This is a genomic window from Variovorax fucosicus, from assembly GCF_030316825.1.
Classification (GTDB): domain Bacteria; phylum Pseudomonadota; class Gammaproteobacteria; order Burkholderiales; family Burkholderiaceae_C; genus Variovorax; species Variovorax fucosicus.
On the sequence record NZ_JASZYU010000001.1, the window covers coordinates 193,764 to 208,937 of the forward strand.

Genomic DNA, 15,174 nt, shown 5'->3' on the forward strand with positions numbered 1-15,174 from the left:
TCAGAGGGAAAGAAAGTGATGCACCGCGGGCTTGCCGGGCCCGATGTGAAAGCGCACGGCCTCGTTCTGCAGGTCGGCATCGGCATGCGACACGCGGTGGTGCTGGCGCAGATGCTCGGCCCACGATTCGACGAGGAACCACTCCATCACGCGCTCGGGATCGCCGGTGTGCTCGGTCACGCCCCACGCATAGGCGCCGTCCCGGCGGCGCTCCAGCGACAGCCGCTTCATCGCGTCGAGAAACGCCGGGCGGTCTGCCTGGCGAATGCGGTACTCGACCTGCACCATCACCGGGCCGCGGTCGTGCGCGACGGGCTCGGCCACCAGCGGTTCGGGCCAATGGTTCGAGGGCTGCAGGTCCGACTCGCCGGTGGGCAGGCGGGCGCGGTGGAACAGCAAGGCCACGATCACCAGACCGGCGGCACCCGCCACCAGCGTGTACGGCACGCCGATCTGCTGCGCAATCAAGCCCCAGCCGAGACTGCCGGCCGCCATCGCACCGTTGAAGACGGTGAGGTACACCGCGAGCCCGCGCCCGCGCACCCAGTTCGGCAGGATGGATTGCGCCACGCCGTTGAGCGTGGTCAGCGCAATGATCCATCCCAGACCCAGTAGCAACAACAGCAGCACGGCCAGCCAGTTGGGCGGCGCGAACGCCAGCGCGGCCATCACTGCGGCGGTGATCACCGAGGCCAGCAGCACGAGCCCGTCGGCGTCCAGGCGTGCGCGCAGCCGTGGCATGACCAGCGCACCCGCGATGGCACCGGCGCCCACGGCGCCCAGCAACACGCCGTAGAAGCCGGCCGTGCCGCCGAGCAGCTGGCGCGCCACCAACGGCAGCAACGCCCACACCGAGCTGGCGAACAAGAAGAACACGGCCGCGCGCAGCAGCACGCGATGCAGCTCCTCGCTGGCGCGCGTGTAGCGCAGTCCGGCGCGGAACGCGCCCAGAAAGTTCTCGGACAGTCCGCTGTCGACGGCTGCCGGGCGCTTCCACCACAGCAGCGCCGCAATGACGAACACATAGCTCAGCACGTCGAGGCCATAGGTGACGGCTGCGCCGAAGCTCGCGAGAATCAGCCCGCCTGCCGCCGGCCCGATGGAGCGCGCGATGTTGATCCCGAGCGAATTCAGCGCCACCGCGCTCTTGAGGTCGCTGCGCGGCACCAGCTCGGGCACGATCGATTGCCAGGTGGGCCCCATCAGCGCCGCACCGATGCCGCCCACGAAGGTCAGCGCGATCAGGTACTCGACTGTGAGCGAGCCCGTGCGCGAGAGCACCAGCAGCGTGGCGCTCACGGCGGCGAGCATCACCTGCACGAAGATCAGGAAGCGCCGCCGGTCGAGAATGTCGGAGAGCACACCGGCCGGAATCGCGAGCAGGAAGATCGGCAGCGTGGCCGCCGTCTGGATCAGCGCCACGGCAGTGGGGCTCGCGGACAGGTCGGTCACCAGCCAGGAGCTGGCCACGTCGCGCATGAAGCTGCCGATGTTGCCGAGCACCGTGGCGATCCACAGCACCGCGAACACCGGCTGGCGCAAGGGCGCGAAGGCGCCGGGCGGCGAAGCGGCCGCGCCTGGGGGCGAATCAGTCATGGACACGGTCTTTCAGATCGAGCCACGCGACGAGCAGGAAGCCACCGACCAGGCCCAGGTGCTCGAAGAAGGAGTTGGCGGCCATGAAGCGCTCGGGCTGTGGCATCTCCCAGAAGCGCAGCGCCACGAAGGTCGCCATCAGCGTGAAGCCGGCCAGCGCCAGCGCGCCGAGCCAGCGCCAGAAACCCGTGAGAATGAGCAGCGAAGCGCCGAGCTCCAGCACGATCACCGCCGCGGCCAGCGGCGCCGCAGGCGACAGGCCGAAGTGGTTCATTTCGGCAATGGCCGCGTTGAAGTCCACCGCCTTGTTGAGCCCGCCCTGCAGGTAGGCCGCACACAGCAGCAGCAAGGCGATCCATCGCCACACGGGTGAAGCAGTCGAGCGCATCGTCATCACACCGCCCAGCAGGCGCAACCGAGTGCGCCCCAGAAGCTCTTCAGGTCGGCGATGGGCAGCTTGCTGCTCCACGCCGTCGCATGCTGGTGGCCGTGCACGTTGCAGTTGTTGGCGCAGGCGCAGGACATCGCCGCCTGGCGCATCGCCTTTTGCAGCGGCGCGCCCTCGGCGGAACGGGCCGTATCAGCCCAGCCGGCGTAGCCGCCGAACGTGCGTGCCGGCGACCAATCGGGCATGGCCGGCGGCGGCGCACCCTCGTCATGGACCTGGAACGGTCCCGCCGCATACACGACCTTGCCGCCGACCATGGTCAGCAGCGCCGTGGTGTCGGCGATCTCCGATTCAGGGCAGGCTAAGAAGTCGCGATCCGGCACCAGCAGATCGGCCAGCATGCCGGCCTCGATGCGGCCCTTCTTGCCGACCTCGTTGGAGAACCAGGTCACGTTCTCGGTCCACATGCGCAGCGCCGCCTCGCGATCGAGGCAGTTGCGCTGCGGGTACAGCTGCGTGCCGCCCACCGTCTTGCCGGTGACCAGCCAAGAGAGCGACACCCACGGGTTGTACGACGCGACGCGGGTGGCGTCGGTGCCGGCCGACACCTTCACGCCCTTCTCGAGCATGCGCTTGACCGGTGGTGTGGCCTCGGCCGCACCGGCGCCGTAGCGCTCGACGAAGTACTCACCCTGGTACGCCATGCGATGCTGCACCGCGATGCCGCCGCCCAGCGCGGCGATGCGGTCGATCGACTTGTCCGAAATGGTCTCGCAATGATCGAAGAACCAGTTCAGGCCGGCCAGCGGGGTGTCCTTGTTCACCTTCTCGAACACGTCGAGCGATCGACTGATGGTCTCGTCATAGGTGGCGTGCATGCGCCACGGCCAGCGGTTTTGCGCAAGGATGCGCACGACGTCCTCGAGTTCGCCCTCCATCTCGGGTGCCATATCCGGGCGCGGCTGGCGGAAGTCCTCGAAGTCGGCGGCCGAGAACACCAGCATCTCGCCCGCGCCGTTGTGGCGGAAGTAGTCGTCGCCCTGCTTGTACTTCGAGGTGGCGGTCCAGTTGAGGAAGTCCTGCTTCTCCTGTTTGGGCTTCTGGGTGAACAGGTTGTAGGCGAGACGGATGGTGAGCTGGCCGGCGTCGGCCAGCTGCTGGATCACCTGGTAGTCCTCGGGAAAGTTCTGGAAGCCACCGCCCGCGTCGATGGCCCCGGTCACGCCCAGGCGGTTGAGCTCGCGCATGAAGTGGCGCGTGGAATTGAGTTGGTAGTCGAAGGGAAGCTTGGGGCCCTTGGCCAGCGTGGCATAGAGGATCGACGCGTTAGGCTTGGCCAGCAGCAGGCCGGTCGGATTGCCGGCCGCATCACGCACGATCTCGCCGCCGGGCGGTGCCGGCGTGTCCTTCGTGTAGCCAACGGCGCGCAGGGCCGCGCCGTTGAGCAGCGCGCGGTCGTACAGGTGCAGGATGAACACCGGCGTGTCGGGTGCCACCGCATTGAGCTCGGCGATGGTCGGCAGGCGCTTCTCGGCGAACTGGTGTTCGGTGAAGCCGCCCACCACGCGCACCCATTGCGGCGCGGGCGTGATGGCGACCTGGCGCTTGAGCATGCCCATCGCGTCGGCCAGGCTGCGCACGCCGTCCCAGCGCAACTCGAGGTTGAAATTGAGGCCGCCGCGAATGATGTGCAGGTGGTTGTCGATCAGCCCCGGCAGCACGCGCCTGCCCTGCAGGTCGATCACGCGGGTACTGGAACCCGCCAGCGGCAGCACCTCTTCATTGGAACCAACGCGCGCGAAGCGACCGCCCTGGATGGCCACGGCGCTCGCCGTCGGATTGGCGCGATCGAGCGTGGTGAATCGACCGTTGTGCAGGATCAGGTCGGGGGTGGTTGTGCCTGCCATGTCGGATGTCCTTGAAGCGTTGGGTTGGGCCATGGCCGTGCCGGCCAGCGCGGCGCCCAGCGTGCCGAGGCACAGCCGGCGGCGTTGTTCGTCGAATGGATCGCTCATGTGTCTTGGCGGGGCGTGGCGCCCGGGCCGCTCTTGGCGCATTGCGGCAGTTCGCCGAACACATGCGGCTTGACCTGGTGCTGCAGCCACGAGGTGGCCGCGGCGTCGGGCTTGACCCAGCTCTTGATGAGCGGCGGGATCTGCTCGCCGAGCAGGATCCCGAGAAGCCCAACGAGGGCAATGACCGGTGGGGCCGGCGAGCGCACCTGAAACAGTGCGTAGATCACACCGACCAGCAGGCCGAGCGCGAGCGACAGGACGTAGGGCTTCATCTTTTTCACCGTGGCGTTCAGCCTTCGTGGGCGCCGAACATCGTCTTGGCGTAGGTCACCCCCAGGCCGTAGGCGCCGCCGAATTTCTTTGCGATGCCGGTGGTCAGCTCGTAGGTGTCGCCGCGGGCCCAGTCGCGCTGCAGTTCGAGCAGGTATTGCAGCGAGGTCATGGGCTGGGCGCCGGCCTGCACCATGCGATCCATCGCGCGGTTGTGCGCTTCGGCCGACACGTCGCCGCAGGCGTCGGCAATCACGAACACCTCGAAGCCCTGGTCGATGGCCGACAGCGCCGGGCCGACGATGCACACGCCGGTCCACAGGCCCGCCAGCACGATGCGTGGATTGCCGATCTGGTTCACACGCTCGATCACGGCCGCGTCTTCCCAGGTGTTCATCGACGTGCGATCGAGCATCTTCTGGCCGGGGAAGGCATCGGTGATCTCGCCGAACATCGGGCCCGAGAAGCTCTTCTCGGCCACCGTGGTCAGGATGGTCGGGACCTTGAAGCCGGCTGCGGCATGCGCCACCAGCGCAGCGTTGTTGCGCAGGTTCACCGCATCGATCGAGTGCGTGGCGAAGGCCATCTGCGACTGGAAGTCGATCATCACCAGCGTGTGGTCGGTGGGCGTGAGCAGCTTGGCGCCGGCGGTGGGGGTTGCTTTGAGGGACATGGGGCTCTCCGTGTGTTGGCGATAGAAAAAAGAAGGGGTCGTGCCGCGCCATGCATCGTCGTTTTGGCGTGGACACATGTCTTGTCAATTAGTGAGGCCGTTTGGACATTTGCCGTGCGCGCTGGCCAAAGGCGCGCATGCGTTGTCAGAAGGAAGGCAACTCGTTCGGCCGCAGGTCGAACACCAGCACCTCGGCGCCTTCGCCGCGCGCCAGGTCGATCCGGTCTTCGTCGCGCACCCGCGCGCCATCGCCCTCCCCCAACCGTTGTCCGTTGACCTCCACGCTGCCGCGGGCGACATGCACATAGGCATGGCGATGGGCCCCGAGCACCAGCGATGCGCTTTCGTCGCCGTCGAACAGGCCGGCGTAAACGCGGGCGTCCTGGTGCACGGCGAGCGAGCCGTCGGTGCCCTCGGGAGAAATGATCAGCCGCAGGCGGCCACGCTTTTCCTCGGGGGTGAAGTGCGCTTCCTGGTAGCGCGGCGCGACGCCTTTGGCGTTCGGCGTGATCCAGATCTGCAGAAAGTGCAACGGGTCGGTGACCGACGAATTGAACTCGCTGTGGCGCACGCCGGTGCCCGCGCTCATGAGCTGCACGTCACCGGGGCGGATGACCGAGCCCGTGCCCATCGAGTCCTTGTGCTCGAGCGCGCCGTCGAGCACGTACGAGAAGATCTCCATGTCGCGGTGCGGGTGGGTGCCGAAGCCGCGGCCGGGATGCACGCGGTCGTCGTTGATCACCAGCAGGTCCGAGAAGCCTTCCTGCGCGGGATCGTGGTAGTGGCCGAAGGAAAAGGTGTGGCGCGACTTCAGCCAGCCGAAGTCTGCAAGTCCACGGTCGTTGGCGCTGCGAATGTTCAACATGATTCACGTCCTTTTGGGTTCGATTGGTTCGATTTGATTCACAATGGCCTCGAAGAAGAATCTCTAAGGCATGGCTGAATCATCTTTCTTCCGGCGACGCCTGTTGACGAAACTTTTAGCCATTGATCATCGAAGTTTTCGATCATCCATTTCGCAAGGACGGACCGGTGCTCAAACTCAGCCTCGAAGCCATCGAACTCGTGGACGCCATTGCGCGCCACGGCTCCTTCGCCGCCGCCGGCACGCGGCTGAACAAGGTGCCCTCGACCATCTCGTACGCGGTGGGCAAGCTCGAGCAGCAGCTGGGCATGCTGCTGTTCGTGCGCAACGGACCGCGCGTGACCCTCACGGCGGCCGGGGAGGAAATGCTCAAGGAAGGCCGCTGGCTGCTCGACGCTGCGAGCGATCTTGAATCGCGGATGCGACAGATCGCCACCGGCTTCGAATCGGAGCTGCGGCTGGTGCACGACTCCCTGATTCCGACGCAGGCGCTGATGGACGACATCCGCGCCTTCGAGGCGCTTCGCTGCGGCACGCGGCTGCGCATCGGCTGCGAGGCGCTCACCGGCAGCTGGGAGGCGTTGCGCGAAGGGCGCGCGGACATCGTCATTGCGGCGGGCGAAGGGCCGGCGGGCGGAGGCTATCAGGCCGTCATGGTGGGCAGTCTCGATTTCGCGTTCTGCGTCGCGCCGACGCATCCGCTGACCCGGTTCGGCCGGTCGTTGCATCGCGGCGACCTGCTGGAACACAACGCCATCGTGGTGAGCGATAGCGCACGCACGCTATCCGACCGCACCGTGGGGCTTCTGGCCGGGCAGCACCGCGTGGCCGTGCCCACCATGGCCGCCAAGATCGCCTGCCAGGCCGCGGGCCTGGGGCACGGCTTCCTGCCGCGGGCCTGCATTCAGGGCGAACTGGCGCGCGGCACGCTGGTGGAACTCGCCACCGAGGAGCCGCGCGCACCCGAGGCGTTCTGGCTGGCGTGGAAGACGGGCGCGAAGGGGAATGCGCTGCAGTGGTGGGTGAAGCAGCTGAACCGGCAGCTGGTGCCCGCGCTGTTGCCGAGGTCGACCTGAGCGCTCTGGCTCAGCCCGCGTTCAAGCGCCGCCAGCGCGCCGGCGACGTGCCCGTGTGCGCGGAGAACACGCGCGTCAGATGGCTCTGATCGGAAAACCCGCAGCGCGCGGCAATCTCCGCGATCGGAAGATGGGGCTGGCCCAACAGGCGGCGCGCCGCCTCCACGCGCTGCGTCACAAGCCACGCATGCGGCGTCTGCCCGGTGGTCTGCTTGAACGCCTTGCTGAAGTGACTGCGCGACAGCGTGCATTCCCGGGCGGCATCGGCCAGCGAGACATCGCCTGCCAGGTGTTGCATCAGAAACGCCTTGGCGCGGCGCTCCTGCCAGGACGCCAGGCCTCCTCGGGTCCGCACGGGCGCGAAGCCCACCGCGTCGCCGTAGACATGAACGACGTGCGCCTTCAGGGCCAGCGCCACGTGATCCACGAACAGCCGGCTCGCTTCCTGAGGGCGCATCAGCACGGGCAGCATAGCCCGGCCCAGATTGGCGATCACCGGGTCCAGTGTGCCGGCGTCACAGCGCAACCGGTCGACGCGAGGCATCTCCATCTCGTCGGCGAACGCGTCGAGCGTTGCGCGTGGCAGATGGAAAAACATCGAATGGAATGGGCTGCTGACGTACGCCGACGCGCGCTGCGACAGATCGGCGATGTGGAAAGCGCCTTCCTGCTGCAGGCCCAACTGTCGGGAATCGCCATCGCGGACGATGCGCCGGCTGCCGCCGGAATTGATCTCCACGCTGAGCAGGAATGCATCTTCAGTCGGGAGCGGCGCCAGCACAAACAGATGCGGCAACTCGTAACGCATGCGCGCGACGCCCAGTTCAGCGCCCCAGCGCGACCTGCTCACGAGCGACTGAACCGCGTCGATGCCGTACTGCGATGCCAGCCGTTGTCCAAGTTGGCAGTCAGAGCGAGAGGTGTTCGGCATGTGAGAACGACATCTGGCACCCATGGATGACCGCCAAGCTGGGAAAAATAGGCAGCATGGTAACTACTCGCGTTCGGCGACGCCTCTAGCGGGTGGCTGACGGACGCCCACAAGGCCGATCGGGTGCGCCCCGCTATCGAGCGCTATGTCTCCGAACTGGGGAGCCCACGCAGCTTGCGGTAGAGCGTATTGCGGCTGATGCCCAGGCAGCGGGCCGCCTCGGAGAGGTTGCCGCCACTGGACTGCACGACCTGCTTCAGCGTGCGTGCCGCCTGGGCCCGCAGGTCGACGACGTCGTCGACCACCTCGCGCACCGCCGGGGCGCCACGCAGGTCGTCGACCAGGTCATCAGGCAAGTGCACCCAGTCGATCATTGCCTCGCTGTCGTCAATCAATGCGCACGCGGTGCACAGCGCGCTGTTCAGCTGGCGAAGGTTGCCCGGCCAGCGATAGCGCGCTACGGCGCAGGCCAGATCGGGCGCGAGCTGGAGTTCGCGATCGGGAAGGATGTCGCGCAACATGCGGGCCACCATCTGCAGCTTGTCCTGTCGCTCGCGCAGCGGCGGCAACTGCAGCGCCAGGCCGTTCAGCCGGTAGTACAGATCTTCCCGAAAGCGCCCCGCATCGATCTCGGCGCGCAGGTTGCGGTGGGTGGCGCAGACGAGCCGGAAGTCCACCGCCACCGGTTTGCCGCCGCCCAGCGGCACCACCTGGCGATCCTGCAGAACGCGAAGCAGTCGCGTCTGCAAGACAAGAGGCATGTCGCCGATCTCGTCGAGAAGCAGCGTGCCGCCATGGGCCTCGCGGATGCGGCCTGGCGCACCATCGCGGCTCGCCCCCGTGAAGGCGCCCGGGCGGTAGCCGAACAGTTCGGCCTCGATCATCGTCTCGGGCAGCGCAGCGCAATTGACCGCGACGAACGGCCCGTCGCGACGCATTCCGCTGGCATGAATGGCGCGGGCGAACACCTCCTTGCCAACGCCGGATTCGCCCTGCAGGAGCAGCGAGATCGGCTTGTCCATCACGCGTCGTGCGCGGCCGATCGCGGCCTGCATGGCCAGATCCCCGGTGTCCAGTGCCGCCAGCGCATCGGAATGCACCGCAGCCTGCAACCGGATGGCGGGGCTGCCCTGGCTTGCCGCCAGCACGCCGCGGCTCGCCTCCACCCGGGCCCAGAGCACGCTGCCGTCATGGCGGCGCACTGCCCGCGGCGCGCAGGCCGCCTGGCGGCACCAGGCGCAAAGCGTTGCCATGTCCAGCTGCAGCAGCCGCTCGATCGTGCTCGCACCCACGTCGGCACGCGAGAGCCCCAGCATCGCCAGCGCGGCCGCATTGGCCCCGATGAGCCAGCCATCATCGGACAGGGCCACAAGACCTTCGGCCACGCTGCCGATACCCTCGGGCTGCGCATGCAGCCGCAGACGCAGGCTCGTGGCGTGGCGCGCGTCGAACAGCTTCTGCTCGATCGTGCGCACTGCCAGGCGCACCAGGCCCAGCGTATGCGGATGGAAGCTGCGCTGGTCGCCCGAAATGTCCAGCACGCCGAGCACGCGGCCGCCGGGATCGATGATCGGCGCGGCCGTGCAGGCGAGGAAGCCATTGCGTTCGAGGTAGTGCTCGCCGCCGTGCACCACCACCGGTGCGCCATCGGTCAGCGCGGTGCCGATGGCATTGGTGCCGCGCCACTGCTCGTGCCAGTTGGCGCCCGGGCGCAGCGCCACGCGCTGGGCACGGCTTGCGAAGCCGGCATCGCCCATGGCCCGCAGCAGCGTGCCTTGCGCATCGGCAAGGATGACCATGCTGCCGGTGTCGCGCATCTGCTCGAACAGGAACTCCATCACCGGTTGGGCATGCGACGCCAGCTCGCGCTGCCGATCCAGTGCCCGTGCCAGTTGCGCCGCGGAGGCATGCGGTGCACCGGCTACGCGGCCGGCCGGAACCAGGCCGTAGCCGCGGCTGCGCTCCCAGCTGCGGCGCAGCGAGGCCTCGATCAGGCCGTCCGCGACCTCGCCGGCAGTCAGCAGTTGGCGGCGCGCTTCGCGCAGGCGCGAGCCCGGCGCGCGCGTGGCGAGAGATTGAGCAGGCATCTTGTCTCCAGGTTCGGCGTCGATGCGGCACCCGACTGTCCCGTTTCGTGACAGGTGTTCACCGCATGGCACCCCTTGCGCAGTCTGGGACACGGACCTGACGTGGTTCTTGCGCCAGATCAGTGAAATGGCGGCCAAACCGGACTGGCACGCCGCGTGCGATGCGGAACGCCCGGACCCGCACAGCATCCGGTTTGCGCGGTTCCCATTCCACCCCTACCGGACGGAGACAAGAAACCATGCAATACGCCAGCCCCAACACCCCGGGTGCCAAGATCGACTTCAAGCCTGCCTACGACAACTTCATCAACGGCAAGTTCGTGCCACCGGTGAAGGGCGAGTACTTCGACGTGATCACGCCGATCACGGGCACGCCCTACACCCGTGCCGCGCGCTCGACTGCGGAGGACATCGAACTCGCCCTCGATGCGGCCCATGCCGCAGCCGATGGCTGGGGCCGCACCGCGCCCGCCGAACGGGCCCGCGTACTGCTGCAGATCGCCGACCGCCTGGAGCAGAACCTCGAACTGCTCGCCTATGTCGAGACGGTGGACAACGGCAAGCCGATCCGCGAGACGCTCAACGCCGACATTCCGCTGACCGTCGACCACTTCCGCTATTTCGCCGGTTGCCTGCGCGCGCAGGAAGGCGCGCTGAGCGAGATCGACGAGAACACCATCGCCTACCATTTCCACGAGCCGCTGGGCGTGGTGGGCCTGATCATTCCCTGGAACTTTCCCATCCTGATGGCCGCCTGGAAGCTGGCACCGGCCATCGCCGCGGGCAACTGCGTGGTGCTCAAGCCCGCTGAATCGACGCCCATCAGCATCCTGGTGATGGCCGAGCTGATTGCCGACCTGCTGCCGCCGGGCGTCCTGAATATCGTCAATGGCTACGGCCGCGAAGCAGGCATGGCGCTGGCCGGCAGCAAGCGCATCGCCAAGATCGCGTTCACCGGCTCCACCGCCACCGGCCGCGTCATCGCGCAAGCCGCGGCCGGCAACCTCATCCCGGCCACGCTGGAGCTCGGCGGCAAGAGCCCCAACATCTTCTTCGCCGACATCGCCGATGCCGACGACGACTTTTTCGACAAGGCCATCGAAGGCCTGGTGCTGTTTGCCTTCAACCAGGGCGAGGTCTGCACCTGCCCGTCGCGTGCGCTGATCCATGAGTCGATCTACGACAAGTTCATGGCGCGCGCGCTGGAGCGGATCAAGGCCATCAAGCAGGGCAGCCCGCTGGACACCGAGACGATGATGGGCGCGCAGGCTTCCTCCATGCAGATGGACAAGATCATGAGCTACCTCGAAATCGGCAAGCAGGAAGGCGCGGAATGCCTGATCGGTGGCGGGCGGGCGCAACTGGGTGGCGATCTGGCAGGCGGCTACTACGTCCAGCCCACGCTGTTCAAGGGCCACAACAAGATGCGGATCTTCCAGGAAGAAATCTTCGGCCCCGTGCTCGCGGTCGCGACCTTCAAGACCGAAGCCGAAGCGCTGGAAATCGCCAATGACACGCCCTACGGCCTGGGCGCAGGTGTGTGGACACGCGATGGCAGCACGGCCTATCGCATGGGCCGCGCCATCAAGGCCGGCCGGGTGTGGACCAACTGCTACCACGCCTATCCGGCGCATGCCACGTTCGGCGGCTACAAGGAGTCCGGCATCGGCCGCGAGACGCACAAGATGATGCTCGACCACTACCAGCAGACCAAGAACCTGCTGGTGAGCTATTCGCCGAAGAAGCTCGGCTTCTTCTGACATGGAAGCTTGAGCGGGATCAACACCAGGCAGAGGGAGTCCTCGCAGAATGGTTCGAAGCCGGCGCCAGGCGCAGGCTCCGCCCCTCCTTGCTGCACACCCTCCCTTGTCCAACCTGAAACTGATGCTTGCCCCGCTGCGCGGCGCCCTCACCGCCGCGCTGCTGGGCTTGAACACGCTGGTCGCGTTCAGCCTGATGGTGCCGCCGGCATTGATCAAGCTGCTGGTGCCGGTCAACCGGGTTCGCGCCGGCTGCGATCGCGTGCTGAACGCGCTGGCCGGAGGATGGGTGGCCATCAACAATGCATGGATCGCGGCCGTGTGCCCCGCGCCATGGCGAGTCCAGGGCGTCGAGGGGCTGAACCGCCGCGGCTGGTATCTGGTGTCGAGCAATCACCGGAGCTGGGTCGACATCCTGGTGCTGCAGCGTGTCTTTCACGGGCGCATCCCGTTTCTCAAGTTCTTTCTGAAGCGCGAGCTCGTCTGGGTGCCGGTGATCGGACTGGCCTGGTGGGCGCTCGACTTTCCGTTCCTCAAGCGCGGCCGTGGCGGGGGTGCGGGCCGCGGGGATCTCGCCACGACGCGGCGATCCTGCGAGAAGTTCAAGCGCGTTCCGACGGCGGTCATCAACTTCGTCGAGGGCACGCGCTTCACGGCGGCCAAGCATGCCGCGCAGCACAGCAGCTACCGGCATCTGCTCGAACCCAGGACGGGTGGCCTGGGCGTGGCGCTGGCCACGATGGGCGAGCAGTTCGAGGCCATGCTCGACGTGACCATCGTCTACCCCGAGGGGACGCCCAGCTTCTGGGCGCTGCTGTGCGGCAACGTGAAGGCCGTCACCGTCGACGTCCGTCAATGCGCCATTCCGCCCAACCTGCTGGGTGCGGGCTCCTCGGGGAACCGGGCGCACCGTCAGCGGATCCGCAAGTGGGTCGAGGGCCGGTGGGCAGAGAAGGATCGCCTGATCCAGCGCCTGCTGGCCGAACCGCGCAGCGCGCGCGAATAGGCACGCGACAGATCCCGCCGCACGGGCGCTTTCGGGGTGGTTTCGGGGTGGTTTCGGGGTGGTTTCGGGGCGAATGTTGATGCACATCAACGTCGCGGAGCGAGGCCTTTCCTACGATAGATGTATTCCAAATACACCTTCTGCCCCGTTCGCTTTCCACAAGGAATTCCCCGTGCAATCTGCAGCCTTCTCCTCCCTCGTCGAAACACCATGAAAAACAACAGCAGGCTCTGGCGCTGGCTCGCCTTCATCTTCGTACTGTCGTTCGGTGCGCTGGGTTACCTGGGTGTGCAGATCTACCTGACGGCGCCCCCGATTCCCACATCCGTCACCGCCTCCAACGGCGATGTGGTCTTCACCGGCGAGCAGGTCCAGCGCGGCCAGCAGGTCTGGCTGTCGGTCGGCGGGCAGCAACTGGGCTCCGTCTGGGGCCATGGCGGCTACGTCGCACCCGACTGGTCTGCAGACTGGCTGCACCGTGAGGCCCTTGCGCTCAAGAATCGCCACGCAGAGGCCTATCGCAAGGCGCCCTCCGCGCTGAGTGCATCGGAACGCGGCGCGCTCGACGCCAGGCTGGTCGACGAGATGCGACGCAACACCTACGACAGCACGAGCGGGGTGGTCACCGTTTCGGTGGCCCGCGCACAGGCGATCCGCGAAACGGCGGCGCACTACGACGCACTGTTCGGCCGCGACAGCTCGGTCGCCACGCTGCGCGACCAATACGCGATGACGGTGGACATGCTGCCCGATCGCGCCGACCGCCAGGCCCTGACCGCCTTCTTCTTCTGGACGGCGTGGGCTGCGGCCACCGACCGCCCCGGGGAAACGGGGCTGAGCTACACCAGCAACTGGCCGCATGAGCCACTGGTCAACAACACGATGACCAGCGGGGCGGCCATCTGGACGATGGTCAGCATCTGCCTGCTGCTGGCGGCCATTGCGGCCATGCTGTGGCTGCACGGCAGCCAGAAGCACGAAGCCGAAGCGCAGCCGCCCAAGGCGGATCCGCTGCTCGGCGTCGTGGCAACGCCTTCCATGAAGGCCACGCGCAAGTACTTCTTCGCGGTGATCGGACTGATGCTGCTGCAGATCGGCATGGGGGTCATCACTGCCCACTACGCCGTCGAAGGCCAATCGTTCTTCGGGCTGCCGCTGGCCGAAGTGCTGCCCTACGTGGTCAGCCGCACGGTGCACACGCAAGTCGGCATCTTCTGGATCGCCACCGCGTGGCTGGCCACCGGCCTCTACATCGCCCCGCTGTTGTCCGGCCGCGAACCCAAGCTGCAGAAGCTCGGCGTGGACGTGCTCTTCTGGGCCCTGATCGCCATCGTGGTGGGCTCTACGCTGACCGGCTGGCTCGGCACGCTGCAGCACCGCGGTGTCGACTTCAGCTTCTGGATCGGCAACCAGGGTCTCGAATACACCAGCATGGGCCGCGTCTGGCAGGTGCTGCTGTTCGTTGGCCTGCTGTTCTGGGTGTTTCTGCTGGGCCGCGCGCTGTGGCCGGCACTGGTCAAGCCTTCGGCATCGCGGGGCCTGATCGCGATGGTGTTCCTCTCGGCCACCTGCATCGGCGGCTTCTATTCCACCTCGCTGGTCTGGGGACAGCACACCCACTACTCGATGATCGAATACTGGCGCTGGTGGCTGGTGCACCTGTGGGTGGAAGGCTTCTTCGAAGTGTTCGCCACCGCCGTCGTCGCGCTCATCTTCACGCGCCTGGGCCTGGTGCGCACTGAAAGCGCCAACCGCGCCATCATTGCCGAGACCATCGTGTTCCTGTTCGGCGGCATCCTCGGGACGCTGCACCACCTCTACTTCACCGGCACGCCGACCTCGGTGATCGCCGTGGGCGCGGTGTTCTCCGCGCTCGAAGTGGTGCCGCTCACCCTGATCGGCCTGGAGGCGCTGCAGACCTGGCGCCGCTCGCAGACGATGCCCTGGCTCGCCGCCTACAAGTGGCCCGTCATGTGCTTCGTGGCTGTCGGCTTCTGGAACACCATCGGCGCCGGCGTGCTCGGCTTCGCGATCAATCCGCCCGCCTCGCTCTACTACGTGCAGGGGCTCAACATGACGGCCGCCCACGGCCACGCAGCGCTCTTCGGCGTCTACGGCATGCTGGGCATCGGACTGATGCTGTTCTGCCTGCGCGGCCTGTACGAGCGCAACCTGCACGCCGATGGCCTGCTCAAGCCCGCGTTCTGGAGCCTCAACATCGGCCTGGCCATGATGGTGTTCCTGTCGCTGCTGCCCGCCGGCATCTACCAGGCCTGGGCCAGCGTCACGCAGGGGTTGTGGTTCGCCCGCTCCGCCGAGATCGTGCATTCCCGCGTGATGGAGATCCTGGTCTGGATGCGGGTGCCGGGCGACATCGTCTTCGCCGTGGGTGCGGTGCTCCTCGCCGTATATGCGCTGCGCCTGCTGCGCCGTCCGGTGTCGCAATCCGGATCGCAGACATCGCCGGGCCTGGCCGTCAAGGTTGCGGCCGCGGCCGAACGGTGAGG

The 15,174-nt window shown here is 67.1% G+C and carries 12 protein-coding genes; 4 read left to right on the top strand and 8 right to left on the bottom strand.

What is annotated here, in order from left to right:
- From QTI05_RS00955 to QTI05_RS00980, 6 genes are all read right to left on the bottom strand, one after another.
- A complete protein-coding gene (locus tag QTI05_RS00955) occupies window positions 1–1,596 on the bottom strand; it encodes an MFS transporter (protein WP_286622581.1) in 1,596 nt (531 codons plus the stop codon).
- Window positions 1,589–1,984, bottom strand: a complete 396-nt coding sequence (locus QTI05_RS00960) for a DoxX family protein (RefSeq protein WP_286623322.1) — start codon at window positions 1,982–1,984, stop codon at window positions 1,589–1,591. The genes QTI05_RS00955 and QTI05_RS00960 overlap by 8 nt, the downstream gene beginning before the upstream one ends.
- A gap of 5 nt (window positions 1,985–1,989) precedes the next feature.
- A complete protein-coding gene (locus QTI05_RS00965) occupies window positions 1,990–3,891 on the bottom strand; it encodes an amidohydrolase (RefSeq protein WP_286623323.1) in 1,902 nt (633 codons plus the stop codon).
- Between the two features lie 104 nt (window positions 3,892–3,995).
- A complete protein-coding gene (locus QTI05_RS00970) occupies window positions 3,996–4,271 on the bottom strand; it encodes a DUF1427 family protein (protein WP_286622582.1) in 276 nt (91 codons plus the stop codon).
- Window positions 4,272–4,288: 17 nt separating this feature from the next.
- The gene (locus QTI05_RS00975) at window positions 4,289–4,942 is read right to left on the bottom strand and encodes a hydrolase (protein WP_286622583.1); all 654 of its coding nucleotides are present in this window, start codon (window positions 4,940–4,942) and stop codon (window positions 4,289–4,291) included.
- 145 nt (window positions 4,943–5,087) lie between these two features.
- Window positions 5,088–5,807, bottom strand: a complete 720-nt coding sequence (locus QTI05_RS00980; RefSeq protein WP_286622584.1) for a pirin family protein — start codon at window positions 5,805–5,807, stop codon at window positions 5,088–5,090.
- Between the two features lie 167 nt (window positions 5,808–5,974).
- On the opposite strand from QTI05_RS00980, the gene QTI05_RS00985 reads away from it, so the two are divergent.
- Window positions 5,975–6,883, top strand: coding sequence for a LysR family transcriptional regulator (locus QTI05_RS00985; RefSeq protein ID WP_286622585.1), 909 nt, complete (start codon window positions 5,975–5,977; stop codon window positions 6,881–6,883).
- A gap of 10 nt (window positions 6,884–6,893) precedes the next feature.
- Here the strand turns inward: QTI05_RS00985 and QTI05_RS00990 are convergent, their stop codons facing one another.
- The gene (locus tag QTI05_RS00990; RefSeq protein WP_286622586.1) at window positions 6,894–7,814 is read right to left on the bottom strand and encodes an AraC family transcriptional regulator; all 921 of its coding nucleotides are present in this window, start codon (window positions 7,812–7,814) and stop codon (window positions 6,894–6,896) included.
- Window positions 7,815–7,957: 143 nt separating this feature from the next.
- Window positions 7,958–9,901 carry a sigma-54-dependent Fis family transcriptional regulator gene (locus tag QTI05_RS00995; protein WP_286622587.1) on the bottom strand — a complete coding sequence of 648 codons (1,944 nt, stop codon included), beginning with the start codon at window positions 9,899–9,901 and terminating at the stop codon, window positions 7,958–7,960.
- Window positions 9,902–10,140: 239 nt separating this feature from the next.
- Between QTI05_RS00995 and exaC the strand changes: the two genes are divergently transcribed.
- The 3 genes from exaC to QTI05_RS01010 all read left to right on the top strand — a co-directional run bounded on the left by exaC (window position 10,141) and on the right by QTI05_RS01010 (window position 15,172).
- Window positions 10,141–11,661, top strand: coding sequence for an acetaldehyde dehydrogenase ExaC (exaC, locus tag QTI05_RS01000; RefSeq protein ID WP_286542623.1), 1,521 nt, complete (start codon window positions 10,141–10,143; stop codon window positions 11,659–11,661).
- Window positions 11,662–11,767: 106 nt separating this feature from the next.
- Window positions 11,768–12,667 (top strand): 1-acylglycerol-3-phosphate O-acyltransferase, YihG family, encoded by a 900-nt coding sequence (gene yihG / locus QTI05_RS01005; protein ID WP_286622588.1) that lies wholly within the window; start codon window positions 11,768–11,770, stop codon window positions 12,665–12,667.
- A 210-nt stretch (window positions 12,668–12,877) separates the two neighbouring features.
- A complete protein-coding gene (locus QTI05_RS01010; RefSeq protein WP_286622589.1) occupies window positions 12,878–15,172 on the top strand; it encodes a nitric-oxide reductase large subunit in 2,295 nt (764 codons plus the stop codon).
- Window positions 15,173–15,174: the final 2 nt, after the last annotated feature.